General features: G+C 71.7%; 23 protein-coding genes and 2 tRNA genes. 15 read left to right on the forward strand and 10 right to left on the reverse strand.

Translation table 11 applies throughout. From position 1 onward, the window contains the following. Positions 1–158: 158 nt before the first annotated feature. From IE273_RS29335 to IE273_RS29350, 4 genes are all read left to right on the forward strand, one after another. Complete coding sequence (locus IE273_RS29335; protein WP_189818180.1) at positions 159–764, forward strand: M48 metallopeptidase family protein; 606 nt, start codon at positions 159–161, stop codon at positions 762–764. 194 nt (positions 765–958) lie between these two features. Next, the gene (locus IE273_RS29340; RefSeq protein WP_189818181.1) at positions 959–2,638 is read left to right on the forward strand and encodes a TerD family protein; all 1,680 of its coding nucleotides are present in this window, start codon (positions 959–961) and stop codon (positions 2,636–2,638) included. A gap of 12 nt (positions 2,639–2,650) precedes the next feature. Beyond that, positions 2,651–3,331 carry an AIM24 family protein gene (locus IE273_RS29345; protein ID WP_189818182.1) on the forward strand — a complete coding sequence of 227 codons (681 nt, stop codon included), beginning with the start codon at positions 2,651–2,653 and terminating at the stop codon, positions 3,329–3,331. Positions 3,332–3,348: 17 nt separating this feature from the next. Further along, positions 3,349–4,104, forward strand: a complete 756-nt coding sequence (locus tag IE273_RS29350; protein ID WP_189818183.1) for an AIM24 family protein — start codon at positions 3,349–3,351, stop codon at positions 4,102–4,104. 48 nt (positions 4,105–4,152) lie between these two features. On the opposite strand, the gene IE273_RS29355 is transcribed toward IE273_RS29350, so the two are convergent. Together IE273_RS29355 and IE273_RS29360 are read right to left on the reverse strand one after the other, a co-directional pair. Next, positions 4,153–4,674, reverse strand: coding sequence for an NUDIX hydrolase (locus IE273_RS29355; RefSeq protein ID WP_189818184.1), 522 nt, complete (start codon positions 4,672–4,674; stop codon positions 4,153–4,155). Further along, entirely contained in the window at positions 4,671–6,131 is a 1,461-nt protein-coding gene (locus IE273_RS29360; RefSeq protein ID WP_189818185.1) for a zinc-dependent metalloprotease, read from the reverse strand. The genes IE273_RS29355 and IE273_RS29360 overlap by 4 nt, the downstream gene beginning before the upstream one ends. 192 nt (positions 6,132–6,323) lie before the next feature. On the opposite strand from IE273_RS29360, the gene IE273_RS29365 reads away from it, so the two are divergent. The 4 genes from IE273_RS29365 (at position 6,324) to IE273_RS29380 (ending at position 9,722) form a co-directional block, all read left to right on the forward strand. Further along, positions 6,324–7,436, forward strand: a complete 1,113-nt coding sequence (locus IE273_RS29365; protein ID WP_189818186.1) for an SDR family oxidoreductase — start codon at positions 6,324–6,326, stop codon at positions 7,434–7,436. A 114-nt stretch (positions 7,437–7,550) separates the two neighbouring features. Continuing rightward, positions 7,551–8,012 carry a molybdenum cofactor biosynthesis protein MoaE gene (locus IE273_RS29370; RefSeq protein WP_014674870.1) on the forward strand — a complete coding sequence of 154 codons (462 nt, stop codon included), beginning with the start codon at positions 7,551–7,553 and terminating at the stop codon, positions 8,010–8,012. A gap of 388 nt (positions 8,013–8,400) precedes the next feature. Continuing rightward, a complete protein-coding gene (locus IE273_RS29375; RefSeq protein WP_014674871.1) occupies positions 8,401–8,574 on the forward strand; it encodes a hypothetical protein in 174 nt (57 codons plus the stop codon). 50 nt (positions 8,575–8,624) lie between these two features. After that, entirely contained in the window at positions 8,625–9,722 is a 1,098-nt protein-coding gene (locus IE273_RS29380; RefSeq protein ID WP_189818187.1) for a YlbL family protein, read from the forward strand. A 110-nt stretch (positions 9,723–9,832) separates the two neighbouring features. Here IE273_RS29380 and IE273_RS29385 read toward each other — a convergent pair whose 3' ends face one another. Further along, entirely contained in the window at positions 9,833–10,375 is a 543-nt protein-coding gene (locus tag IE273_RS29385) for a PPA1309 family protein (protein ID WP_229887661.1), read from the reverse strand. Positions 10,376–10,539: 164 nt separating this feature from the next. Between IE273_RS29385 and IE273_RS29390 the strand changes: the two genes are divergently transcribed. The 4 genes from IE273_RS29390 (at position 10,540) to IE273_RS29405 (ending at position 15,753) form a co-directional block, all read left to right on the forward strand. Next, positions 10,540–13,479 carry a UPF0182 family membrane protein gene (locus IE273_RS29390; RefSeq protein ID WP_189818228.1) on the forward strand — a complete coding sequence of 980 codons (2,940 nt, stop codon included), beginning with the start codon at positions 10,540–10,542 and terminating at the stop codon, positions 13,477–13,479. Between the two features lie 41 nt (positions 13,480–13,520). Then, positions 13,521–13,594, forward strand: a tRNA-Met gene (locus IE273_RS29395). A 205-nt stretch (positions 13,595–13,799) separates the two neighbouring features. Further along, the gene (locus IE273_RS29400; protein WP_189818189.1) at positions 13,800–15,611 is read left to right on the forward strand and encodes a tetratricopeptide repeat protein; all 1,812 of its coding nucleotides are present in this window, start codon (positions 13,800–13,802) and stop codon (positions 15,609–15,611) included. A gap of 68 nt (positions 15,612–15,679) precedes the next feature. After that, positions 15,680–15,753 (forward strand) — tRNA-Met (locus IE273_RS29405). A 131-nt stretch (positions 15,754–15,884) separates the two neighbouring features. Here IE273_RS29405 and IE273_RS29410 read toward each other — a convergent pair. Beyond that, positions 15,885–16,301 carry a Fur family transcriptional regulator gene (locus tag IE273_RS29410; RefSeq protein ID WP_189818190.1) on the reverse strand — a complete coding sequence of 139 codons (417 nt, stop codon included), beginning with the start codon at positions 16,299–16,301 and terminating at the stop codon, positions 15,885–15,887. Positions 16,302–16,446: 145 nt separating this feature from the next. Between IE273_RS29410 and IE273_RS29415 the strand changes: the two genes are divergently transcribed. After that, positions 16,447–17,901, forward strand: coding sequence for a catalase (locus tag IE273_RS29415; protein ID WP_189818191.1), 1,455 nt, complete (start codon positions 16,447–16,449; stop codon positions 17,899–17,901). A 66-nt stretch (positions 17,902–17,967) separates the two neighbouring features. Here the strand turns inward: IE273_RS29415 and IE273_RS29420 are convergent, their stop codons facing one another. Next, a complete protein-coding gene (locus IE273_RS29420; protein ID WP_189818192.1) occupies positions 17,968–18,363 on the reverse strand; it encodes a CBS domain-containing protein in 396 nt (131 codons plus the stop codon). A gap of 159 nt (positions 18,364–18,522) precedes the next feature. Next, on the reverse strand, positions 18,523–19,323 hold the full coding sequence (gene hisN, locus IE273_RS29425; protein ID WP_189818193.1) for a histidinol-phosphatase: 801 nt from the start codon (positions 19,321–19,323) through the stop codon (positions 18,523–18,525). 208 nt (positions 19,324–19,531) lie between these two features. On the opposite strand from hisN, the gene IE273_RS29430 reads away from it, so the two are divergent. Continuing rightward, complete coding sequence (locus IE273_RS29430) at positions 19,532–20,137, forward strand: TetR/AcrR family transcriptional regulator (protein WP_189818194.1); 606 nt, start codon at positions 19,532–19,534, stop codon at positions 20,135–20,137. Between the two features lie 115 nt (positions 20,138–20,252). Here IE273_RS29430 and IE273_RS29435 read toward each other — a convergent pair whose 3' ends face one another. The 4 genes from IE273_RS29435 to IE273_RS29450 all read right to left on the reverse strand — a co-directional run bounded on the left by IE273_RS29435 (position 20,253) and on the right by IE273_RS29450 (position 23,750). Further along, positions 20,253–20,576, reverse strand: coding sequence for a DMT family transporter (locus IE273_RS29435; protein ID WP_103812495.1), 324 nt, complete (start codon positions 20,574–20,576; stop codon positions 20,253–20,255). An 84-nt stretch (positions 20,577–20,660) separates the two neighbouring features. Next, the gene (gene rsgA / locus IE273_RS29440) at positions 20,661–21,671 is read right to left on the reverse strand and encodes a ribosome small subunit-dependent GTPase A (protein WP_189818195.1); all 1,011 of its coding nucleotides are present in this window, start codon (positions 21,669–21,671) and stop codon (positions 20,661–20,663) included. An 11-nt stretch (positions 21,672–21,682) separates the two neighbouring features. Continuing rightward, positions 21,683–22,999, reverse strand: coding sequence for a 3-phosphoshikimate 1-carboxyvinyltransferase (aroA, locus tag IE273_RS29445; protein WP_189818196.1), 1,317 nt, complete (start codon positions 22,997–22,999; stop codon positions 21,683–21,685). A 28-nt stretch (positions 23,000–23,027) separates the two neighbouring features. Then, positions 23,028–23,750: a M50 family metallopeptidase gene (locus IE273_RS29450; protein WP_189818197.1), complete on the reverse strand. Its 723-nt coding sequence runs from the start codon at positions 23,748–23,750 to the stop codon at positions 23,028–23,030. Positions 23,751–23,800: 50 nt separating this feature from the next. Between IE273_RS29450 and IE273_RS29455 the strand changes: the two genes are divergently transcribed. Then, positions 23,801–24,616 (forward strand): SOS response-associated peptidase, encoded by an 816-nt coding sequence (locus tag IE273_RS29455; protein WP_189818198.1) that lies wholly within the window; start codon positions 23,801–23,803, stop codon positions 24,614–24,616. Positions 24,617–24,635: the final 19 nt, after the last annotated feature.

Consider the following 24,635-nt stretch of genomic DNA (forward strand, 5'->3'; position numbering starts at 1 on the left):
CCACAGGCTGGGGGTGTTCTTCGTATCAACGAGACGGGATGAAGTGGTGCAAAAGGGGTGAGTGGATCGGTCGTACGAATCAAACACATGGTGGGGGATCCGGAGTGAACCGTCCCCGGGCCGGGACTTTGCCCCCGTCCAGCGGGTAACGTCGGGGCGTGCCCGCCGACCCACTGCACCGTGCCGGTGAACCACAGCGCAGCACGACGAGCCAGCCGCCCCGCGGCTCCGGGGCGAGCGCGATCGAGGTCCGCAGGAGCGCCCGGCGCCGCCGGACGGTCTCCGCGTACCGCGAGGGCGACCGCACCGTCGTACTGATCCCCGCCCGGATGTCGAAGGCGGAGGAGCAGCGCTGGGTCACCCTCATGCTCGACAAGCTCGCCGCCCAGGAGAGCAAGCGGGTGCTGGGCGACGCCGCGCTGGCCGAGCGTGCCGAGCGGCTGTCCGCCCAGTACTTCGACGGCCGGGCCCGGCCCGCCTCCGTGCGCTGGGTCACCAACCAGAACACCCGCTGGGGTTCGTGCACCCCGGCCGAGGGCAGCATCAGGCTGTCGCACCGGTTGCAGGGGATGCCGGAGTACGTCGTCGACTACGTGCTCTGCCACGAGCTGGCGCATCTGCTCGTCCCGGGCCACGGTCCCGACTTCTGGCGGCTGCTGGATGCCTACCCGCGCACCGAGCGGGCCCGCGGCTACCTCGAAGGAGTGGTCGCCGCCGCCCGGCTGCCGCATGTGCCGGGCGCGCGCGATGAGCAGGAGACCTGAGCGGACTGCGGGTCTCCGGCGTCTTCCCGGGGTGACCGGGAGCCGTCCCGTGCGCCGAGCGCCTTCCGTGTGAGCGGCCGGGTGCGGTTGTGTACCGGGTCTGTACCGACCAGCACCCTCGGGGGTCGCTGTCGGTCTTTGCCGTTAGCCTGGCGCGACGCACTCACATTCGGGATGGGGGACGGTCGTAACGCATGGCCAGGGAATTCCAACGCGGCCACAAGGCCAGGATCAGTGACCTCACCGCGGGCACGGATCTGTACGTAGGCGTGCAGATCTCCGGCCCCGGACTGACCTTCGACATCAGCTGCTTCGGTCTGGACGCCGACGAGCGTCTCTCGGACGACCGGTACTTCGTCTTCTTCAACCAGCCGAAGTCCCCGGAGGAGTCCATCCAGCTGCTGGGCGCCCAGGCGGGCGACACGGAGTCGTTCCGGGTCACGCTCGACCGGATCCCCTCGCACATCCGCAAGCTGTCCTTCACGGCGACCATCGACGGCGCCGGACAGATGTCCCAGATCGCTCCCGGATACCTGCGCGTCGTGGCGGGCGGCGAGGAGGTCGCGCGGTACTCCTTCAGCGGCGCGGAGTTCTCCACCGAGCGGGCCGTGATGCTCGGTGACTTCTACTTCAAGGACGGGTGGCGGTTCGCCGCCGTCGGACAGGGCTTCGACGGCGGTCTGGAGGCGCTGCTGAGGAACTTCGGCGGCGAGGTGCTGGAGGAGGAGGCGCCCGCCGCCCCGCAGCAGCCCCAGTCCGGCGCGGCAGCACCCGGCTTCGCCCCGCCCGCCCAGACCACGCCCCCACCCGCGTTCGGCGCCCCGGCCCCCGCACCAGTCCCCGCACCAGCCCCGGCCCCCGCACCCGCTCCGGCGCCCGCCCCGCAGGGCTTCGCCCCGCCGCCCGGCCACACCCCGCCCCCGGCCCCGGCGCCCGGCCCGAACGTGCACGCCGCGCCGACGGTCGTCGCACCCCTCACCCCGCCCGGGGCCGGCACCGTCCCGCCGCCGGCCCCCGCACCCGCGCCCTACGGCCAGCCGCCGCAGCAGCCGTCGTACGGCGGCCGGCCCGGCGCGCCGACGCCTCCCGGATATGGTCAGCAGCCCGCCCCCTACGGCGGTCAGCCGACCGCGCCCATGCCCCCGGGCTACGGACAGGTCCCCGGCCATCAGCCCGCCGCGTACGGAGTGCCGCAGGGCGCGCCCCAGGGCGGTGTCGGGGTGACGGCCGCGCTCCAGGCGTTCAAGGAGACGCCGACCGGACAGCGCTGGACGCAGCAGAACAAGAAGCTGATCCGCGTCGACCTCGGCATCGGCGGCCAGCCCGTGCTGGCCAAGCAGGGCAGCATGGTGCTCTACCAGGGCAAGGTCGACTTCAGCTACAAGGGCGCCGGGCTCGCCGGGCGGATCGTCGGCAACGCCACCGGCCAGGAGATGCAGCTGATGCGCTGCACCGGCCAGGGCCAGGTGTTCCTCGCCGAGAACTCCACCCATCTGCACCCCGTCGAGCTCCAGGGCGACGCCATCTGCGTGTCCGCGGAGAACGTCCTCGCGTTCGACGAGAGCCTCCAGTACGAGGTCCGCCGCATCGAGGGCCACGGCATCCCCGGCGGCGCGCTGTTCACCATGCAGTTCCAGGGCACCGGCACGATCGTCGTCAAGACGCACGGCACCCCCGTGGTACTGCCGGTCACGCCGACCACCTTCGCCGACTGCAACGCCGTCGTCGCCTGGTCGGCCGCCTCCCAGGTCATCGTCTCCAGCCAGGTCCGCATGCGCCGCAACGCCTATCCGGGCGACACCGGGGAGAGCGTCAACCTCCAGTTCCGGGGCGCCCCCGGCAACTTCATCGTCGTCCAGCCCTACGAGGTCTAGAGGGAGCCCGTCATGAACCAGCCGCTCGCGGGCTTCGCCCCCGCACCCGTCACCGCCCGCATGGAGAACCACGGCAACCACATGCTGAAGGTCGCCCTCCAGACCGGGAACGACCTCCTCGCGCGCGTGGGGTCGATGGTCGCCTACGAAGGCTTCATCCAGTACGAGCCCAACCCGCCCGCCGTCCGCCAGATCGCCCGCGACTGGGTCACCGGCGAGGGCGCGCCGCTGATGAAGTGCTCCGGCGACGGCCTGCTCTACCTCGCCGACTACGGCGCCGACGTCGTCGTGATCAACCTCGACGGCGACGGCATCTCCGTCAACGCCACCAACCTGCTCGCCTTCGACGCGCACCTCACCTGGGGCGTGGAGCGCGTGAAGGGGCTCGCGAAGTTCGCCGGCCAGGGCCTGTGGAACACGAAGATCTCCGGGCAGGGCTGGGTCGCGCTGACCTCCCGGGGAAAGCCGATCGTCGTGGACTGCGGCGGCGGCGAGGACGAGACGTACGTCGACCCCGACGCGCTCGTCGCCTGGTCGCCGAACCTGAAGGTGAAGGGCAAGCGCAGCTTCAAGGCCCAGTCGCTGATCGGCCGGGGCAGCGGAGAGGCCTACCAGATGGCCTTCTCCGGCCAGGGCATCGTCGTCGTCCAGCCCAGCGAGGACAGCACCGACCGCCTCCGGGTCCGGGGCTGAGGGGGAGCCAGAACACCATGCAGAGCCCGCTTTTCGCGCACAACGACATCCAGACGCAGGAACGCTGGAGTTCGCAGAACGCGCAGATGCTCCGGGTCACCCTGGAGGGCCACGACGACCTGCTCGCCCGCAAGGGCACCATGGTCGCCTACCAGGGCCTGGTCGAGTTCGACGCCGAGTACCGCAGCAACGGCCAGGCACGCGCGCGTGCGCACACCGGCGAGGGCCTGGACCTGATGCGCTGTCACGGACAGGGCACCGTCTACCTCGCGAACCTCGCCCAGTACGTGCACATCATGGACGTCGAGCAGGACGGGCTGACCGTCGACAGCTCCTACGTCCTCGCCATGGACTCCTCGCTGCACCACGAGGTCATCGCCGTCGACAGCCTCTACGGCATCTCCGGCTCCGGGAAGTACCAGCTCAACATCACCGGGCGCGGCCGGGTCGCCCTCATGACCTCCGGGGCGCCGCTGCTGATGCAGGTCACGCCCGACCGGTACGTCAACTGCGACGCCGACGCGATCGTGGCCTGGTCCACCGGGCTGCGTGTGCAGATGCAGGCCCAGACGCACTCCTCCGGCGTGTGGCGCCGGCGCGGCAACACCGGTGAGGGCTGGGAGCTGAGCTTCATGGGCACCGGCTTCGCACTGGTGCAGCCCAGCGAGCTGCTGCCACCGCAGAACGCGGTGATCGGGCAGGGCCTCGCCGCCCAGTTCGGCATGGGGCAGCAGGGCGCGCGCGGACAGAACCAGGGGAACGTCTGGAGCTGAGCCGCGAGCGACGAGGGGTGACCGCCGGTGCGGCCACCCCTCGCAGGCTCAGAGCCGGGCGCGCGTGGCGTCCAGCAGGCGTACCACCGACGCGTCGGCCACGCCCGCCACCTCGTCGTAGGCGTACCAGCGCAGGTCGAGCGACTCGTCGCTGATCTCGTGCACCGCGCCGGGCGGGGCCAGGACCGCGTACTGGACGTCGAAGTGCCAGTGGCACGGCGGCGGGATCGGATGCCGGTCCAGCCGCACCGGGCCACCGGGAAGCAGCGTCAGCCCGGTGATTCCGGACTCCTCGGTCGCCTCCCGCAGGGCCGCCGCCTCAAGCGTGGGGTCGCCCGGCTCGCAGTGGCCGCCCATCTGGAGCCACATCCGCAGCTTCCGGTGCAGCGTGAGCAGCACCCGGCCGCGCTCGGGGTCGACCACCAGGGCGCTGGCCGTGAGATGACCCGCGTGGCAGGCCTTCCAGAGGCCGTCCGGGTGTGCCGCCAGATGGTCCAGGTAGGCCTGGCGCAGCTCTTCCTGGCCCTCGTACCCCTTCAGGACGAGGACCGCGTCGTCGTACAGGCTCACTCGGCGTCGTCGCCCTTGCCGTCGTCGCCCTTCTCGCCTTCGCCTTCCCTCTTGGTCAGGTCGGGCTTGCCCGCGGAGCCGCCCGCCGCCTCGCCGAGCATCCTGTCCAGCTCGGAGAAGTCCAGCTGCTCGCGGTGGACGAAGCCGTCCGGGTCGTCCAGGTCGGTCGCGGTCGGCAGCATGTCCGGGTGGGCCCACAGACCGTCCCGGCCGTCGACCCCGCGCGCGTCCGTGAGCGAGGCCCACAGACGGGAGGCGTCGCGCAGCCGGCGCGGACGCAGCTCCAGGCCGATCAGCGTGGCGAACGTCTGCTCCGCCGGGCCACCGGTCGCACGGCGGCGGCGCAGCGTCTCGCGCAGGGCGTCGGCGGACGACAGGCGCGGCTTCGCGGCGGCGTGGACCACCGCGTCCACCCAGCCCTCCACGAGGGCCAGAGCGGTCTCCAGACGGGCCAGGGCGGCCTTCTGCTCGGGCGTGTCCTCCGGCTGGAACATGCCCTGCTGGAGCGCGTCCTGCAACTGCTCGGGGTTCTGCGGATCGAACTGGCCGACCACGTCCTCCAGCTTGGCCGTGTCGACCTTGATGCCGCGCGCGTAGCCGTCGACCGCGCCGAACAGGTGCGAGCGCAGCCACGGCACGTGCGCGAACAGCCGCTGGTGCGCGGCCTCGCGCAGCGCCAGGTACAGCCGCACCTCCTCCTGCGGAACGCCCAGGTCCTTGCCGAACGCCTCCACGTTGGCCGGGAGCAGCGCGGCCTTGCCGGCCGGGCCCAGCGGCAGGCCGATGTCGGTCGAGCCGACGACCTCGCCCGCGAGCACGCCCACGGCCTGCCCGATCTGGGTGCCGAACATGGCGCCGCCCATCGAACGCATCATGCCGATCAGCGGGCCCGCCATGGCCTGCATCTCCTCCGGCAGCACGTCGCCCATGGCCGCGCCGACCCGCTCGGCGACCGGGTCGACCAGCTCCTGCCAGGCGGGCAGGGTCTCCTCGACCCACTCCGCGCGCGACCAGGCCACCGCCGAGCCGGAGCCCGACGGCAGGGACGTCGCGTCGTCCAGCCACAGGTCGGCGAGGCGGACCGCCTCCTCCACCGCCTTGCGCTCGGCGGGGCCGACGCTCGCGTCCTTCGTGCCGTCCGACGTGCCCTGGGCGACCGTCTGGCGGGCGATCTGCTTGGCCATGTCCCAGTTCACCGGGCCGCCCTCGTACGAGAGCATCTGGCCGAGCTGCTGGAACGCGGCGCCCAGGTCGGTGGGGTTCAGGGAACCGAACATGGCAGCGAGCGGGTTGTCGGCGCCGGGGCCGCCAAAGCCGCCGGCTCCGGGCAGGCCGCCGAAACCGAACGGATTGGCCGGTCCCTGCCCACCACCGCTCTGCTGGTCCTTCTTCTTGCCCTCGTCGCCGTCTTCCGGCTCCTCCGGCGGAAGGCCGAAACCGAATGGGGTGTCACTCACGGGATTCCTCGGCTGGTAAGGCCACCGGTTTCGCTCCGGCGGCGCGGCTGCCCGACAACACCACCCAGCGTAGACACCTCGACCCGATCGGGCCTCGGTGCTTCGCCCACGGAACGCCTGCGGCAGGATGGATGCACCTGGTACGTACGCGTCACTCGCGCCCGTACTGAAGACAACCGCTGGAGACGCCCGGTGAGTTCCCCAGATCCGCAGGTTCGCGCAGCGCGAAACCTCTCAACCTCTCCCGCCGTGCGCGGGCCCGTCGTCGCGGTGACCGGCGCCGCCACCGGGGTCGGCGCCCTGCTCACCGAGCGACTCGCCGCGTCGGACGAGATCAGACAGGTACTCGCCATCGACGAACGGCGCGGCGAGTGCGCCGAGGCGCAGTGGCACATCCTCGACGTCCGCGACCCCGCCATCGCGGACAAGCTGCGGGGCGCCGACGTCGTCGTCCACCTCGCGCTCGACCTCGACCTGGAGACCGATCCGGCGGCGCGCACCGCTTACAACGTCCGGGGGACCCAGACCGTCCTGACCGCCGCCGCGGCGGCCGGCGTGCACCGGGTGGTGCTGTGCACCTCCGCGATGGTCTACGGCGCGCTGCCCGACAACGAGCTGCCGCTGTCGGAGGACGCCGAGCTGCGCGCCACCGCCGAGGCGACCGGCGTCGGGGACCTGCTGGAGATCGAACGCCTGGCGCGGCGGGCCCCGCGCGCGCATCCCGGCCTGAACGTCACCGTGGTGCGGCCGGCCGTCCTGGTCGGCGGCACGGACACCGCGCTGACCAGGTACTTCGAGTCGCCGCGGCTGCTGGTCGTGGCCGGGTCGCGGCCCGCGTGGCAGTTCTGCCACGTCGAGGATCTGTGCAGCGCCCTGGAGTACGCCGTGCTGGAGAAGGTCGACGGGGAGCTGGCCGTCGGCTGCGACGGGTGGCTGGAGCAGGAGGAGGTCGAGGAGCTGAGCGGCATCCGGCGGATGGAGCTGCCCTCTGCGGTCGCCCTCGGCGCGGCGGCCCGGCTGCACCGGATCGGGCTCACCCCCTCCCCGGCGGGGGACCTCGCCTACACGATGTACCCCTGGGTGGTCAGCGGAAGCCGGCTGCACGATGCGGGGTGGCGGCCGAAGTGGACCAACGAGGAGGTGCTCGCCGAGCTGCTGGAGGAGGTGTCCGGCCGGCACACGGTGGCCGGGCGGCGGCTGGGGCGGAAGGACGCGACGGCCGCCGGTGCGGCGGGGGCGACGGTGGCCCTGCTGGGCGCGGCGGCTGTCGTACGGCGCGCCCGGAAGGCCCGGCGACGCGTCTGACGTGCGGGAGCGGCCGATACGGAGGCCGCGCTGTAGGAGCCTCCAAGCGTCCCCCGCGCGTGCCTGCGGAAACTCGTATTCCTCGTTGTCACACCCGTGGGGCACGATGGGGGCATGGCGCATACGAACGATCACCCCGGTGAGCAGGCGGCTCAGGACCCCATCAAGCTGATCGGCATCCGGGAGACCCCGCTCTCCGTGGACGAGGTGTTCCAGGCCGTCGGGGACGACGCGGCCGGGGGTGTCGCCCTGTTCGTGGGGACCGTGCGGAACCACGACGGGGGTGCCGACGTGGACGCGCTCGGGTACTCCTGTCACCCGAGTGCCGAGGCCGAGATGCGGCGGATCGCCGAGAAGGTCGTCGCGGACCACCCCGTGCGGGCGCTGGCCGCCGTCCACCGGGTGGGGGACCTCCGGGTCGGGGATCTGGCCGTCGTCGTCGCCGTGGCCTGCCCGCACCGCGCGGAGGCCTTCGACGCCTGCCGCAAGCTGATCGACGACCTCAAGCACGAGGTGCCCATATGGAAGCACCAGAAGTTCTCGGACGGCACGGAGGAGTGGGTCGGCGCCTGCTGACTGGGGCCGGCGCCTGCTGACTCGGGCCGGCGCCTGGTGACGGGGCCCGTGCCTGCTGGCTGGGGGCGACGCCTGCTGCCTCCCCCGACCGCGGCCCGCATCCTGGCGCGGGCGCCCGCTCTTCCCGCCGGAGGCCGCTGTTGCCGGCCGACCGCCTGCTGATCCGGCCGGAACTCCGATGGCCGCCTGTCGGTACCGGGCCGACGCCCGCACACCCCGCCCCCGTCCGCTGATCCGTCTGGTCTTCGGGGATCCCCCGAAGGCGTCACAGCGGGCACACGCTTCCCTCCGGTTGCGTAACCGGCACCCTAGCGTGAGCGTTGTCCGTGCAGACCGTTAATCTGCTGATCAGTCATTTGCGGACGCTCATGGCGTATGGGAGGTCGGCATGGGGGTGCTTGTCTGGCTGCTGATCCCGCTGGTGGCCGCGATCGGCGGTGGGCTGTGGGGGACGTGGGCCAATCGGACCCGCAAGACGCGGGGTGACGGCCCTGAGCTGGACGGATACGCCCGGTTCCGCGAGGCCATGGAGAAGTCCCACACGGGTGCACGCGGCGCCTGACGGGGGTGCCCTGACGGTGCGCTGACAGAGGCGTCCCGTACTGTCGTGGCATGCCACGCCGCACCGCGACGATGCTCGCCTCGACCCTGATGCTGATCGCGCTCCTGTGCGCGGGAGTCCTCATCCCCGTGCCGTACGCGGAGATGTCTCCCGGCCCGACCGTGAACACGCTCGGGGAGCACGATGGCGAGCCGGTGTTGCAGATCTCGGGGCACAAGACCTATCCGACGGACGGCCATCTGAACATGACCACCGTCCGGGTCACCAGCGCCGACTACCGGATGAACCTGGTGGAGGCCGTCTACGGCTGGCTCGCCCACGACAGCAAGATCGTCCCGCACGACACGCTGTACCCGGACGGCAAGACGGAGGAGCAGTCCACCCAGGAGAACGCCGAGGAGTTCAGTCAGTCCCAGGAAAGCGCCAAGGTCGCCGCCCTGAAGGAACTGGGCGTCCCGGTGAGGTCCTGGGTGATCGTCTCCACGGTCGTCAAGGGTTCCCCGGCCGAGGGCAGGCTGCACGCCGGTGACGTGATCAAGGCCGTCGACGGCACGGCGATCAAGCAGCCGTCCGACGTCGCCAAGCTGGTCACCAAGCACAAGCCGGGGCAGAAGGTCGTCTTCACCGTCGTGCCCGCCAAGGAGCAGGCCGCCGCCGAGAAGGCGAACACGGCGGCGACCAGGACGCAGGACGTCACGATCACGACGGCGACCTCCCACGACACCGGGGCCCAGCGGGCCGTCGTCGGCATCTCCGCCGGGACCGACCACACCTTCCCGTTCACCATCGACATCAAGCTCGCCGACGTCGGCGGTCCCAGCGCCGGCCTGATGTTCGCCCTCGGCATCTACGACAAGCTCACCCCGGGCAGCCTCACCGGCGGGAAGTTCGTCGCCGGCACCGGCACCATCGACGACAACGGCACGGTCGGCCCGATCGGCGGCGTCGAGATGAAGACCGTCGGCGCGCGCGACCGCGGCGCCCGGTACTTCCTGACCCCCGCCGACAACTGCGCGGCGGCTGCCAAGGACACCCCGGGCGGGCTCACCCTGGTCAGGGTCAAGACCATCGACGACGCGCTCGACGCGCTGAAGGACATCCGCAGCGGAGACACCGCCGCCCTGCCGACGTGCACGACCAAGGGCTGAACGGGCCAGCCCTGCCGAAGTGCACCACCAGGGCTGACTGGCCGTGACACGGCTGGGGGCGCCCCTGACCATCAGGGGCGCCCCCAGCGCCGTCCCCCCGCGGGAAGGGATCAGTCCGCGAACGTCGCCGCCAGGGCGTCCGCCAGGCCCGGCACCAGGTCGGGGCCGGTCAGGACCTCCGTCGAGGAGTCCTTCTCCCGCAGCCGCAGCGCCGACTCGCGGCTGCCGTCGCGCAGCACGGCCACCGTCATCCGGACCTCCTGGCGCTCGGGGTGCTCGGCCACCCACCTGGCCAGCCCGGCCTCGTCGAGACCGGAGGGGACCTGGGCCTCGGCGGACGGCGGCAGCATCAGGCGCTCCACCACGAGGGCGCAGCCGGTCACCGCGTCGGGCCACGCGATGGTGCCGAGGAACTCGTCGAGGGGCTTGCCGGACGGGAGCTCCTCCTGCTCGATCGGGGTGAGACCGACGGTCTCGGACTCGTCCTCCAGGCCGAGCTGGGCCGCGAGCGAAGGTTCCTGAGCCCGCAGCCGTGCGGTGTCTACGAGGGCGAAGAGGCGAGCGGGCTGGTCCCAGCCGAGGCCGGAGACGTACTCGTCGATCTCGAGTACGGCCCGGGTGAGCGGGCTCGCTGCCATGGGAGTGTTGGACATGGTCACAATCCTGCCTCGTTCCCGGCCGGAATCGGGAACCGAGTAAACCGTGAGTAAGTTGCATAGGTGTGGGCCCGCGATCACGGGGGGCCACGGCGGGCCCGCGAACCCGAGGGTCTGACGGATCGACAGCGAACTTCGAGGTGCGCACCTTGGCTTTCCAGATGCCGGACCGCGGCGGAGGCCCGACGGGGCCACGGATCAGAGCGGGCCGCCCGTCCCGGAGGGTGAGGGCCCTGCTCGTGACACTGGGCGTCCTCGCCGTGCTCGGCATGGCGTTCACCATGTTCGCGGGCTTCTGGACGGACTGGCTGTGGTACCGGTCGGTGCACTACTCGTCCGTGTTCACCACCACCCTGTCGACCAAGATCGGGCTCTTCTTCGTCTTCGGTCTGCTGATGGCGGTCGCGGTCGGTCTCAACATCTGGCTCGCGCACCGGCTGCGGCCCCCGCTCAGCGCCATGTCCATGGAGCAGCAGAGCCTCGACCGCTACCGCATGGCCATCGCGCCGTACAAGAAATGGCTGCTGCTCGCCGTCACCGCCCTGGTCGGGCTGATCGCGGGCGCCTCCGCGTCGAGCCAGTGGCGGACCTGGCTGATGTGGGTGAACGGCGTGCCCTTCCACCAGAAGGACCCGCAGTTCCACCTCGACGTCTCCTTCTACGCCTTCGACCTGCCCTGGTACCGCTTCCTGCTGGGCTTCGGCTTCGCCGCCGCCATCCTGTGCCTGATCGCCGCCGCGCTCACGCACTACCTGTACGGCGGGCTGCGCGTCACCAGCCCGGGCGCGCGCGCCACCGCCGCCGCGACCGGACACCTGTCGGTGCTGCTCGGCATCTTCGTCGCCCTCAAGGCGGTCGCCTACTGGCTCGACCGGTACGGCCTCGCGGTCAAGTCCAGCGACTTCAAGGCGACCGGCAACTGGACCGGCCTGCGCTACGTCGACGCCAACGCCTATCTGCCGGCCAAGACGATCCTGTTCTGCATCGCCGTCATCTGCGCGCTGCTGTTCTTCGCCACGCTGTGGCGGCGCACCTGGCAGCTGCCGGTCATCGGCTTCGGCCTGATGGTGCTGTCCGCGATCCTGATCGGCGGCCTGTACCCGGCCATCGTGCAGAAGTTCCAGGTCCAGCCGAACGAGCAGGCCAAGGAGGCGCCGTACGTCCAGAAGAACCTGAAGGCGACCCGCGAGGCGTACGGCATCGACCAGGCCAAGGTGACCGAGTACCCGGGCAAGTCCACGACTTCGGACAAGACCAGGCTGCGCGACCAGCTCGACGCCACGGCCAGCATCCGCATCATGGACCCGAACGTCGTCTCGCCGACGTTCCAGCAGCTCCAGCAGATCAAGGCCTACTACGGATTCCCGACCAACCTCGACGTCGACCGGTATCCCAAGGACGGCAAGGAGCAGGACACCGTCATCGGTCTGCGCGAACTGAACCTGGACGGCATCCCGAAGAACAACTGGATCAACGACCACTTCCGCTACACGCACGGCTTCGGAGTGGTGGCCGCCAAGGGCACCGAGGCCGACTCCGAGGGCCGGCCGGTCTTCACCGAGAAGAACCTGCCGTCCCAGGGCGACCTCGGGACGTACGAACAGCGGATCTACTACGGCGAGAAGACCACCACGTACTCGATCGTCGGAGGCCCCCAGAAGGAGGTCGACTACTCCGACAACGAGCGGGAGATGACCACCAGCTACCAGGGCAAGAGCGGGGTCAACCTCGACAACCCGGTCAACCGGGCCGCGTACGCGGTGGCGTTCAACGAGCCGCAGATCCTCTACTCGGGCGCGATCGGCAAGGGCTCCCGGATCCTGTACAACCGCACGCCCAAGGAGCGCGTGGAGGCGGTCGCCCCCTGGCTGACCATCGACGGCGACGCGTACCCGGCGGTCGTGAACGGCCGCATCCAGTGGATCGTCGACGCGTACACGACGTCGAACGGCTACCCGTACGCCTCCCGTACGACCCTCGGTGACACGACGGCCGACTCGCTGACCGCGACGAACAACTCGCGCGCGGTGGTGGCCCAGCAGAACCAGGTCAACTACATCCGCAACTCGGTGAAGGCGACCGTCGACGCGTACACCGGCGAGGTCAAGCTGTACCAGTGGGACACCCAGGACCCGGTGCTGAAGACCTGGATGAAGGCATTCCCCGACACGGTGGAGCCGCGCAGCGCGATCTCCCCGCAGCTGATGGACCACCTGCGCTATCCGCAGGACCTGTTCAAGGTGCAGCGCGAGCTGCTCACCCGCTACCACGTGACGGACGCGCAGACCTTCCTCACCGGCAGCGAGGTGTGGGAGGTCCCGGACGACCCGACGAACAACTCGGGCAGCGCGGTGCCGCCGTACTACCTGAGCATGAAGATGCCGGGCCAGAGCGCGCAGGCGTTCTCGCTGACGACGACGTTCACGCCCAACGGCCGGGACAACCTCAGCGCCTTCATGGCCGTCGACTCCGATCCGCGCACCAGCGACTACGGCAAGATCAGAGTCCTGAAGCTGCCGACGAACACGACCGTCGACGGCCCCAAGCAGGTCCAGAGCCAGTTCAACTCCGAATCGGCCATCGCCGAGACCATCAGCCTCCTCAGCCGCGGGCACTCGAAGGTCGAGTACGGCAATCTGCTGACCGTGCCGCTGGACGGGGGCCTGCTGTACGCGGAGCCCGTCTACGTCCGCGGTGGCTCGCTCAAGTACCCGTTGCTGAGGAAGGTTCTGGTCACCTACGAGGGCAGGACCGCCTTCAAGGACACCCTGGACGAGGCCCTCGACGAGGTGTTCGGGGTGAAGGGTTCGACCAGACCGCCGGAGACCGGCGGCACCACCCCGCCCAGCACCGGCAATCCGACGGTCAAGCAGGCGCTGGAAGACGCGCAGAAGGCGTTCGACGCCGGGCAGCAGGCGCTGAAGAACGGACCGGACTGGGACGCGTACGCCAAGGCGCAGAAGGACCTTCAGGACGCGCTGAAGCGGGCCGACGCGGCCCAGTCCAAGACGGACGGCACCGGCGGCAAGAACGGCGGCAAGAACGGCGCCGGGAACAGCGACAAGAGCGCCGGCGGGAACAGCGACGAGAACCAGAGTTGATCAAGACCCCCTCGCGCCGTGGTACGGTTGACACACAACGGCGCGGGGTGGAGCAGCTCGGTAGCTCGCTGGGCTCATAACCCAGAGGTCGCAGGTTCAAATCCTGTCCCCGCTACTGAAGTCGAAGGCCCGGATCCAAACGGATCCGGGCCTTCGTGGTGTGCGAACTCATGTACTGAGGGGAGGGACCGGCCGCGCCGCCGTGGGGAGTTGGGCGGTGTGTGTTTGACTTGTCTCTCTGTGGGCATGTCGACAAAACGCTCAAGTGACCTCACGGGCTGCGGTATACCGGGTGTACCCAGGTTGCAGGTGGTGCGACGATGGACGTTATGGGGGACAAGGCAACTCTGTTCGAGTCAGGGCGATTTGTGCAGCCTTACGACGCGGAGTCGGCCCGCGACGAGTTGGCGGACATGGGGGAAGCCGGCGAGGAGACGCGCCTCGCGCTCGCCGCGCAGAGCGGTGACGCCGAGGCGGCGAGCGTCCTCGGGGCCATGCTGCTGCGCCGCGGCGACCTCGACGGAGCCGAACCCCACCTGCGCGCGGCCACCGCGGCCGGTGACCGGGCCGCCGCCAACAACCTGGGCGTCCTGCTGCACCAGCGGGGCTACCCCGAGGAGGCGGCCGGCTGGTGGCGGATCGCCGCCGTCGCCGGTTCCGCCGCCGCCGCGCACGCGCTCGGCCGCCACCACCGGGAGCGCGGGGACGAGCCGGCCGCCGAGTACTGGCTGCGCCAGTCCGCCGAGCAGGGCCATGTCCTCGGCGCCTACGTGCTCGCCGACCTGCTGGAGCACCGCGGGGACGTCGGCGCCGAGCACTGGATGCGGGCCGCCGCCGAGCGCGGGCACCGCGAGGCCGCCTACCGGCTGGCGCGCGCGCTCGACCGCGCGGCCGGACACGGGGACGAGACCGGGGGGGACGACGGTGCCGCCGAGGCCGAGCAGTGGTACCGGCAGGCCGCCGCGCGCGGGCACCGGCGGGCCGCGCTTCAGCTCGGGGCGATCCTGGAGAAGCGGGGCGAGCTGAAGGAGGCCGGGCGCTGGTACCTGACCTCCGCCAAGGACGGCGAGCCGCGGGCCGCCTGCGCGCTCGGCTTCCTGCTGCGCGACGCCGGCGACAGCGAGAGCGCGGCCGTGTGGTGGCTGCGCGCCGCCCAGGACGGCGACGGCAACGCGGCCAACGCGCTGGGCGCGCTGCACGCCGAGCGCGGCGAGCCCCAGACCGCCGAGCGGTGGTACCGGGCCGCGCTGGACGCCGGTGACGACAACGGCGCCTACAACCTCGGGCTGCTCTGCGCCGAGCAGGGCCGCACCGCGCAGGCCGAGCAGTGGTACCGGCGGGCCGCGTACGCCGGGCACCGCGAGGCCGCGAACGCGCTGGCCATCCTGCTGCTCCAGAACGGCGACACGAGCGGGGCCGAGCCGTGGTTCTCCAAGGCCGCCGAGGTCGGAAGCGTGGACGCCGCGTTCAACCTCGGCATCCTCTACGCCGGGCGCGGCGAGGACGAGATGGCGCTGCGCTGGTACGAGCGGGCGGCGGCGGCCGGGCACGCCGAGGCCGCGCTCCAGGTCGGGATCGCCCGGCTGCGCGAGGGCGACGAGCAGGAGGCCGAACGGCATCTGCGCTGTGCGGCGGGCGGCGGCAGCGCGGAGGGCGCGTACCGGCTGGCCACCCTGCTCGACGCGCGCCGGCCGCCGGAGCCCGCGCACGAGCTGGGGGAGATCGTGCAGGAGAAGACCGAGTGCGAGGAGTGGTACGAGCGTGCCGCCTCGCAGGGGCACCGGCGGGCGCAGGTGCGGGTCGGCATGCTCGCGGCGGCGCGGGGCGATGTGGTGGAGGCGGCGCGGTGGTACCGGGCGGCGGCCGAGGCCGGGTCGCGCAACGGCGCCTTCAACCTGGGGCTGCTGCTCGCCCGCGAGGGGAGCGAGCCCGAGGCGGCGGTGTGGTGGGCCCGGGCCGCCGATGCCGGGCACGGGCGGGCGGCGCTGCGGCTGGCCCTCGTCTACGCGCGTCGCGGCGAGCTGGCCGAGGGGCAGCGGTGGGCCGACAGGGCGGTCGCGCTGGGGCCGGCGGAGGTGTCCGAGCGGGCGGGACGGCTGCGGGACGCGCTGCGGGAGGAGCTCTCGGCGTGACGCCGGACACCCCGGCCCCCACTGATTTGCTTCTCGACGCTTCCCTCACGTAGTGTCGTGTTCACCGACGCGGGGTGGAGCAGCTCGGTAGCTCGCTGGGCTCATAACCCAGAGGTCGCAGGTTCAAATCCTGTCCCCGCTACTGAAGGCCGAGGGCCGGAATCCAGAGATGGGTTCCGGCCCTCGGTGTTTTCGTGCATGTTGTCGTACACGGCAACGGTCATACGCGAAGAGCCCCGGCGGATGCCGGGGCTCCAGGGAAGCGGGTGTGTCCTACGCGCCCGCGCAGTTCGGGCACAGCCCCCGGTACGTCACCTCGACGTCCGACACCGTGAAGCCGAAGCGCTCGGTGTCGGGGAGGTCGGCGAGGGGGTTGCCGGTCGGGTGCACGTCGCGGATCGCGCCGCACCGGGCGCAGACCAGGTGATGGTGCGGCTGGTGCGCGTTCGGGTCGTACCGCTTGGCGCGCTTGTCCGTCGTGACTTCCAGCACCTCGCCGAGCGAGACCAGTTCGCCCAGTGTGTTGTAGACGGTCGCCCGGGAGATCTCGGGCAGCCGGGCGACAGCCCGTGCGTGGACCTCGTCGGCCGTCAGATGGACGTGCTCGCCGTTCAGGACCTCGGCCACCACGCGTCGCTGCGCGGTCATCCGCCATCCGCGTCCACGCAGCCGTTCCAGAAGGTCGCTCATGGCCACCAGCCTAGCAGGAGGAGCCCCCAGATCGGGAACAGGTGTGATTTTGGATCGCCAGTTGACTTAGACAATGTCCATTGTAGGATCGGGACCGGCTTTGGCCACAGGACAGGACTAGTCAGTGATGACGCAGGAGGCGTACGTGACGCAGGGACCGCTCACCACGGAGGCCGGTGCCCCGGTCGCCGACAACCAGAACAGCGAGACGGCGGGCGTCGGCGGGCCGGTCCTCGTCCAGGACCAGCTCCTGCTGGAGAAGCTGGCGCACTTCAACCGCGAGCGCATCCCGGAGCGCGTGGTGCACGCCCGTGGCGCCGGCGCGTACGGCACCTTCACCGTGACCGCCGATGTCACGCCGTACACCCGCGCCGCGTTCCTCTCCGAGGCCGGCAAGCAGACCGAGGTCTTCCTGCGCTTCTCGACCGTGGCCGGCAACCTCGGCGCCGCGGACGCCGTCCGCGACCCGCGCGGCTTCGCGCTGAAGTTCTACACCGAGGAGGGCAACTACGACCTCGTCGGCAACAACACCCCGGTCTTCTTCATCCGGGACGCGATCAAGTTCCCGGACTTCATCCACACCCAGAAGCGCGACCCGTACACCGGCTCCACGGAAGCCGACAACGTGTGGGACTTCTGGTCGCTCTCGCCGGAGTCGACCCACCAGGTGACCTGGCTGTTCGGCGACCGCGGCATCCCGGCGTCGTACCGGCACATGGACGGCTTCGGCTCGCACACCTACCAGTGGAACAACGCGGCCGGCGAGGTCTTCTGGGTCAAGTACCACTTCAAGACCGACCAGGGGATCAAGAACCTCACCGCCGAGGAGGCGGAGGTCCTCGCGGGCAAGGACCCCGACTCGCACCAGCGCGACCTGCGTGAGGCGATCGAGCGCGGGGAGTTCCCGAGCTGGACCGTGGGCGTGCAGATCATGCCGGCGGCGGACGCGGCGACGTACCGCTTCAACCCGTTCGACCTGACCAAGGTGTGGCCGCACGCGGACTACCCGGTCATCGAGATCGGCAAGCTGGAGCTGAACCGCAACCCGCAGAACGTCTTCGCCGAGGTCGAGCAGTCGATCTTCTCCCCGGCGCACTTCGTGCCCGGTATCGGCCCCTCGCCCGACAAGATGCTCCAGGGCCGGCTCTTCGCCTACGGCGACGCCCACCGCTACCGCGTCGGCATCAACGCCGACCACCTGCCGGTGAACCGCCCGCACGCCACCGAGGCGCGCACCCACTCCCGTGACGGCTTCCTCTACGACGGCCGGCACGGCGGTGCGAAGAACTACGAGCCGAACAGCTTCGGCGGGCCGCAGCAGACCGGCCGTCCGCTCTGGCAGCCGTTCGACGGCTTCACGGCCGGCACCGGCAGCCACCCGACCCCCGTGCACGCCGAGGACGACGACTTCGTGCAGGCGGGCAACCTCTACCGGCTGATGTCGGAGGCGGAGAAGGAGCGGCTGATCGCCAACCTCGCGGGCGCGATCTCGCAGGTCTCGCGCGAGGACATCGCCGAGCGGGCGATCGGCAACTTCGCGGGCGCCGACGCCGACTTCGGCAAGCGGCTCGAGGCGGCGGTGCAGGCGCTGCGCGGCTGAGCCGGCCGCCCTCGCGGCTGGGCGGGCCGGACCCCACGGTGCTCGGGGTCCGGCCCGCTTCGCATGTCACAGTGCGGGCGTGGGCTCGCGGGCCGGGAGCCAGCGGCGGACGATGTCGCGGACCGAGACGATCCCGGCCACATCGCCGTGGTCGAGGACGACGAGGTGCCGGAAGCCGCCGTGCGCCATGGCGCGGGCCGCCTCCTCCAGGGTCCAGGTGGGGGCGGCGAAGACGACGTCGGTGGTGGTGTGGGCGTGGGTGCGCTCCGCGTCCGGGTTCTGCCCGAGGCCGACGGAGTTGAGGATGTCGCGTTCGGTCAGGATGCCGATGCCGCCGGCGTCCGGGTCGAGGACCACGGCGGCGCCGACGCGGCGGGCGGACATCAGGGCGGCTGCCTGGCGCAGGGTGTGGGCGGGGCCGAGGGTGAGAATCACCGTGCTCATGGCGTCACGGACGAGCATGGACGGACCACCTCCTAGGAATCCCCGGGAACGTTCGGGGATTCACAAGTTCACAAGTGGGGGTGGGCTCAGGGTGCCAGGTAAAGGGAGGGTCAACAAGGGGGCGCGCGGCGCCAGTTGAGGGCGTAGCGGGAGTACTCCCGGTCCCCTCCCCGTTCCTCACGAGCGCGGGTTGAGGTACCCCAGCAGCTCGTCGTGGAGGAGGCCGTTGGACGCCGCCGCGTCGCCGCTGTGCGGACCCGGGCGGCCGTCGAGGCCGGTGAAGGTGCCGCCCGCCTCCGTCACGATGATCGCGTTGGCCGCCATGTCCCACAGCGACAGCTCCGGCTCGGCGCAGATGTCCACGGAGCCCTCGGCGACCATCATGTACGGCCAGAAGTCGCCGTACGCGCGCGTGCGCCACACCTGGCGGGACAGATCCAGGAAGCCGTCCAGGCGGTCGCGCTCCTCCCAGCCGGAGAGCGAGGAGTACGCGAAGGAGGCGTCCGCGAGCTCGCCGACGCGCGAGACGTGGATGCGGGTCGCGGAGGTGAGGTTGCGGCCGGTGAAGGCGCCGTGGCCCTTCGCGGCCCACCAGCGGCGGCCGAGCGCGGGGGCGGAGACCACGCCGACGACGGGCTGGTAGCCGCCCTCACCTGCCTCCATCAGGGAGATCAGGGTGGCCCAGACCGGGACGCCCCGCACGTAGTTCTTCGTCCCGTCGATCGGGTCGATCACCCAGCGGCGGGGGCCCGTGCCCTCGATGCCGTACTCCTCGCCGAGGACGGCGTCCCGCGGGCGGGCGCGCTGGAGCCGGCCGCGGATGAGTTCCTCCGCGGCCTTGTCCGCTTCGCTCACCGGGGTCATGTCCGGCTTCGTCTCCACCTTGAGGTCGAGGGCCTTGAAGCGGGCCGTGGTGGCGGCGTCGGCCGCGTCCGCGAGGACGTGGGCGAGGCGGAGGTCGTCGAGGTAGTCGGGCATGTGAGGAACGGTATCCGGCGGGGTCGGCACGCGGCCACCGGGGGCGGTGGGAGTGTCCCGGAGGGACGCGGCGCACCGCGCGACCGCCGGGGCGGGCCCGTGGCGGGAGAACGGCCGGACGCACCCCGTGCTCCCTCCCAAACCCTTGACAGTGCATACAAGCGCGTCAAATCTGGGCGCAGAGTCGGTGTGGTCCAGGGAGGCGAGGATGCCTGCTGCCCGGGAGTCGCTGTTGGACGCCGCGTACACGGCGCTCGCGCGCCGGCCGTGGTCCGCCGTGCGGATGGTCGACGTGGCCGCGTCGGCAGGGGTGTCCCGGCAGACCCTGTACAACGAGTTCGGCGGCAAGGACGGCCTCGCGCGGGCGCTGGTGCGGCGGGAGGCCGACGGTTACCTCGCCGGCGTGGAGCGGGCCCTGGCCGGCCCCACCGGGGCGCGGGACCGGCTCACCGCCACCGCCGAGTGGACGGCCACCGCCGCCCGGGACAACGTGCTGGTGCGGGCCATGCTCACGGGCTGCTGGACCGAGCGGCTGCCGAGCCCGCCGCTCACCGCCGTGCCCTCCACCAGCGCGGTACCGGCGCAGCGCCGGGCGGACGGGCCGCTGCCCGCGCCCCGCGACTTCGTGCGGATCGTCCGGGACCGCGCGGCGACCGCGCTGGCCGGTCCGGGCGCCGACCCGGCCGACACCGCGGAACTGCTCCGCTCCTGTGAGCTGGTCGTACGCCTCGCCCTGTCCTGCGTGGCGGCGCCGCCGGGGGAGGGCGGGATGGCGGAGCTGGTACGGGCGGTGCTGCCACGGCACCTGGTGTGAAGGCCGGCGCCTCCCGAGCCCGGTGGGCCGACGGCGCTCGGTGGGCCGACGACGCCCGGCGGGCCGACGACGCCCGGTGGACCGGCAGCGCGTGGTGGGCCGGGCCCGACAGCCCCTAGTGGGCCGAGCCCGAGAGCTGGAGTCCGATCACCCCGATGATGACCAGGCTGATCGACACGATCTTCAGGGTGGAGACCAGGTCGCCGAGGAAGACCATGCCGTAGATGGCGGTGCCCGCCGCGCCGATGCCGGTCCACACGGCGTAGGCGGGGCCGACGTCCAGCTTCCTCAGGGACAGGGTGAGCAGACCGAAGCTGCCCAGGGCGAACGACGCGAAGGCGATCGTCGGCCACAGGCGCGTGAACCCGTGCGAGAGCTTCAGGCACACGGCGAAGCCGGTCTCCAGTATCCCGGCCACTATGACCAGCAGCCACGCCATGTGCGGTCCTCCCGTTGATCCGGATCTCCGGCTCGGTGCGATTATGCACTTACCGGCCTCGCACCCCGGCAAACAACGCGAGGCTCAGTCGCCTTCCTTGCGCTCCCTGGTGGCCAGCAGCCGGCGCAGCGAGTACAGCCGTGCCGGGTCCGCGTGTCCCTCCGCCACCCACGCGTCCAGCGCGCAGTCCGGCTCGTCGTGGCTGCACGCGCGCGGGCAGCCCGCCGTACCGGGTTCGAGGTCGGGGAAGGCGTGGATCACCCGGGACGGGTCGACGTGCGCGAGTCCGAAGGAGCGGACCCCCGGGGTGTCGACGACCCAGCCTCCCCCGTCGGCCAGCGGCAGGGCGAGGGCGGAGGTGGTGGTGTGCCGGCCCCGGCCGGTCACCGCGTTGACGTGTCCCGTCAAACGCCGGCGCTCCTGCGGCACCAGCGCGTTGACCAGCGTCGTCTTGCCGACGCCCGAGTGACCCACGAACGCGGTGATCTTGCCGTCGAGGTGCTCGCGGACCCGGTCCGACGCGTCCCCGTTCTCCAGTTCCCCGCGGCTGGTGACGACGTACGGGATGTCGAGGGCGCCGTACAGCTCCAGCAGCTTGTCCGGCGGGGCCAGGTCCGACTTGGTCATCACCAGCAGCGGCTCCAGACCGCCGTCGAAGGCCGCGACGAGGCAGCGGTCGATCAGCCGGGGGCGGGGCTCGGGATCGGCCAGGGCCGTCACGATCGCCAGCTGGTCGGCGTTGGCGACGACCACCCGCTCGTACGGATCGTCGTCGTCGGCCGTGCGGCGCAGCACCGACGTCCGCTCCTCGATGCGGACGATCCGCGCGAGCGTGTCCTTCATGCCGGACAGGTCACCGACCAGGGCCACCCGGTCGCCCACCACGGCCGCCTTGCGGCCCAGCTCACGCGCCTTCATCGCCATTACGACCCGGTCCTCGACCAGGCAGGTCAGCCGTCCCCGGTCGACGGTGAGGACCATGCCCTCGGCCGCGTCCTCGTGCTTGGGCCGGATGTTCGTCCGCGGCCGGTTTCCCTTGCGGTTGGGACGGCTGCGGATGTCGTCCTCGTCGGTGTGCTTGCCGTAGCGGCGCATGGCGTACGTCCCTACTGCCCGAGCATCCCGGTCCACAGCTCGGGGAAGTCCGGCAGGGTCTTCGCCGTCGTCGCCACGTCCTCGATCCGCACGCCCGGCACGGCCAGGCCGATGATCGCACCGGCAGTCGCCATGCGGTGGTCCTCATAGGTGTGGAAGGTCCCGCCGTGCAGCGCGCGCGGGCGGATGTGCAGGCCGTCGGCCGTCTCCGTGACGTCACCACCCAGCTCGTTGATCTCCTTGGTGAGCGCGGCCAGCCGGTCCGTCTCGTGCAGCCGCAGATGGGCCACGCCCCGCAGGGTGGACGGCGAGTCGGCGAGCGCGGCCACCGCCGCGATGCCCGGGGTCAGCTCGCCCACGTCACCGAGGTCCACGTCGATGCCGTGGATCGCCCCCGAACCGGTGAACTCAAGGCCGTACTCGGTGAGTTCGCAGGAACCACCCATCTCGGTGAAGATCTCCCGCAGCCGGTCACCCGGCTGGGTGGTACGGGCCGGCCAGTCCGGGATCACCACCTTGCCGCCGGTGACCAGGGCCGCCGCCAGGAACGGCTGCGCGTTGGACAGATCCGGCTCGATCGTCAGGTCCCGCCCGAGCAGCGCGCCCGGCGTCACCCGCCACACGTTCGGCTCGCCGCCCGACTCCGGGGTGTCCACCTGGGCGCCGACCGCGCGCAGCATGTCCACCGTCATCCGGATGTGCGGCATCGAGGGCAGGCTGGCACCGGTGTGGCGGACCTCCACGCCCTGGTTGAAACGGGGGCCCGACAGCAGCAGCGCCGACACGAACTGCGAGGACGAGGAGGCGTCGATCGACACCGGGCCGCCGTCCAGGGCCCCGCCGCCCTGCACGGTCAGCGGCAGCGTGCCCCGGCCGTCGTCGTCGATCCGGGCGCCGAGCACCCGCAGGGCGTCGATCACGCCGTTCAGGGGACGCTCGTACGACCGCGGGTCACCGTCGAACCGGACAGGGCCGTCGGCCAGCGCGGCCACCGGCGGCAGGAACCGCATCACCGTGCCCGCGTTGCCGACGTCGACCGTGGCCGGGCCGGACAGGCCCGTGGGCAGCACCCGCCAGGCCTCGCCGGTGCCGTCCGGGCCCACCCCCTCCTCGATCTCCACGCCCATGGCTCTGAGGGCACCGGCCATCAGCAGGGTGTCCCGGGACCGCAGCGGGCGGCGCAGCCAGCCGGGCTCGGAGGCCAGGGCCGCGAGGACGAGGGCGCGGTTGGTGACCGACTTGGACCCCGGCACGTGGACCGTCGCGTCGACGGCTCCGCTCGCGTGCGGGGCGGGCCAGAGGGCGGTGGAGGAGGTGTTCGGGGCCATGGGGCCACTTTATAAGGAGGCCGCGCCGTCAACCCTCCAGCAGCCAGCGGCCCCCGCCGATCAGCGAGCACAGCGACACCGCGTGGAACAGGAACAGCCACAGGCCCGCCGGCACGTGCGTCAGCCGCGACAACTGGTCCGCGTCCGAGTCCCCCGCCCCCGACCGGGACCGCTTGGCCTGGAGCTCGAACGGCGGCCGTACCCCGCCGGACAGCAGGAACCACACCACCGCGTACGCGAACGCGGCCTGCACCTGCGGCCCCGCCAGCCAGGACACCAGCAGGAAGGCCCCGCCCGCGAGGACCACGGTCAGCACGCCGTACGCGTTGCGGATCATCACCAGCATCGCCACCAGCAGGGCCGTGGCCGCCCACAGCAGGAGGGTGATGCGCCCGGCGGCCAGCAGCGCGGCCCCGCCGAGGCCGAGCAGCGAGGGGGCCGTGTAGCCCGCGGCGGCCGTCAGGATCATGCCCAGCCCGTACGGCTTGCCCCGGCTCACGGTGAGCCCGCTGGTGTCCGAGTGCAGCCGGATCCCGGTGAGCTGCCGGCCGGTGACCAGCGCGACCAGACCGTGACCGCCCTCGTGCGCGATGGTGATCGCGTTGCGGGATATCCGCCACACCGGGTGCGGGACGACCACGGCGAGCGCGGCGGCCAGCGTGGCCAGCACCACCCACAGGTCGGGATCGGGCTGGGTGCCGGTGAGCCGGTCCCAGAGGTCGGGCAGCGCGGTGGCGGCGAGGCTGTCCATCGGTCGGAGTGGCTCCCTGTACTGGTACGGAATCTGGCAGTGTGGCACGTATGTGCGGACGGTATGCATCGAGTCGTAGGCCCGAGGATCTCGCGGGAGTCTTCGAAGTCGAGATGAGGGAGCCCGAGGAGAGCCTGGGGCCCGACTACAACGTGGCGCCGACCAAGGAGGTCTACGCCGTCCTGGACCGCCCCCTGAAAGACGCGGACTCCCCGCGCCCGGTTCGCCAGCTGCGCACGCTGAAGTGGGGCCTGGTCCCGTCCTGGGCCAAGACCCCGGAGGGCGGCGCCCGGATGATCAACGCCCGCGCGGAGACCGTCCACGAGAAGCCCGCCTACCGGCGCGCCTTCGCCACCCGCCGCTGCATCCTGCCGGCCGACGGCTACTACGAGTGGGTCACCGGCGCGCAGGAGCGCGACCTGGAGGTGGAGGGGAAGAAGAAGAGGCCGCGCAAGCAGCCGTACTTCGTGCTGCCCGCCGACGGCTCGGTGTTCGCGATAGCCGGCCTGTACGAGTTCTGGCGCGACCGGACCCTGCCCGACGACCACCCGCGGGCCTGGTGGGTCACCTGTTCGGTGATCACCACCGAGGCCGAGCAGACCCCGCTGGCCGTGGCCCCGGCCGAGGGCCCGCGCTCCCTCGCCGAGATCCACCCCCGGATGCCGCTGATGCTCACCCCGGACCGCTGGGACGCCTGGCTCGACCCCTCCCGCACCGACCCCGACGACCTGCGCGAGCTGCTCGCCCCGCCCCCGGCCGGCCTGATGCGCGCCTACCCGGTCTCCACCGCCGTCAGCAACGTCCGCAACAACGGCCCGGAGCTGCTGAAGGAGCTGGAGGGTCCGGAAGAGGGCACACTCTTCTGACGTGACGGATGTGACCGAC

Origin of the sequence: Streptomyces olivaceoviridis, from assembly GCF_014650115.1 — a bacterium.
GTDB lineage: Bacteria > Actinomycetota > Actinomycetes > Streptomycetales > Streptomycetaceae > Streptomyces > Streptomyces olivaceoviridis.

Bases quoted from the DNA above. Each gene is read 5' to 3' on its own strand.
- IE273_RS29350 (WP_189818183.1), top strand. From the start codon at position 3,349: ATGCAGAGCCCGCTTTTCGCGCACAACGACATCCAGACGCAGGAACGC.
- IE273_RS29390 (WP_189818228.1), top strand. From the start codon at position 10,540: ATGCCGGACCGCGGCGGAGGCCCGACGGGGCCACGGATCAGAGCGGGC.
- IE273_RS29380 (WP_189818187.1), top strand. From the start codon at position 8,625: ATGCCACGCCGCACCGCGACGATGCTCGCCTCGACCCTGATGCTGATC.
- IE273_RS29340 (WP_189818181.1), top strand. From the start codon at position 959: ATGGCCAGGGAATTCCAACGCGGCCACAAGGCCAGGATCAGTGACCTC.
- IE273_RS29400 (WP_189818189.1), top strand. From the start codon at position 13,800: ATGGACGTTATGGGGGACAAGGCAACTCTGTTCGAGTCAGGGCGATTT.
- rsgA (WP_189818195.1), bottom strand. From the start codon at position 21,671: ATGCGCCGCTACGGCAAGCACACCGACGAGGACGACATCCGCAGCCGT.
- hisN (WP_189818193.1), bottom strand. From the start codon at position 19,323: ATGCCCGACTACCTCGACGACCTCCGCCTCGCCCACGTCCTCGCGGAC.
- IE273_RS29410 (WP_189818190.1), bottom strand. From the start codon at position 16,301: ATGAGCGACCTTCTGGAACGGCTGCGTGGACGCGGATGGCGGATGACC.
- IE273_RS29385 (WP_229887661.1), bottom strand. From the start codon at position 10,375: ATGTCCAACACTCCCATGGCAGCGAGCCCGCTCACCCGGGCCGTACTC.
- IE273_RS29375 (WP_014674871.1), top strand. From the start codon at position 8,401: ATGGGGGTGCTTGTCTGGCTGCTGATCCCGCTGGTGGCCGCGATCGGC.
- IE273_RS29455 (WP_189818198.1), top strand. From the start codon at position 23,801: ATGTGCGGACGGTATGCATCGAGTCGTAGGCCCGAGGATCTCGCGGGA.
- IE273_RS29420 (WP_189818192.1), bottom strand. From the start codon at position 18,363: ATGCTCGTCCGTGACGCCATGAGCACGGTGATTCTCACCCTCGGCCCC.
- aroA (WP_189818196.1), bottom strand. From the start codon at position 22,999: ATGGCCCCGAACACCTCCTCCACCGCCCTCTGGCCCGCCCCGCACGCG.
- IE273_RS29370 (WP_014674870.1), top strand. From the start codon at position 7,551: ATGGCGCATACGAACGATCACCCCGGTGAGCAGGCGGCTCAGGACCCC.
- IE273_RS29430 (WP_189818194.1), top strand. From the start codon at position 19,532: ATGCCTGCTGCCCGGGAGTCGCTGTTGGACGCCGCGTACACGGCGCTC.
- IE273_RS29450 (WP_189818197.1), bottom strand. From the start codon at position 23,750: ATGGACAGCCTCGCCGCCACCGCGCTGCCCGACCTCTGGGACCGGCTC.
- IE273_RS29435 (WP_103812495.1), bottom strand. From the start codon at position 20,576: ATGGCGTGGCTGCTGGTCATAGTGGCCGGGATACTGGAGACCGGCTTC.
- IE273_RS29345 (WP_189818182.1), top strand. From the start codon at position 2,651: ATGAACCAGCCGCTCGCGGGCTTCGCCCCCGCACCCGTCACCGCCCGC.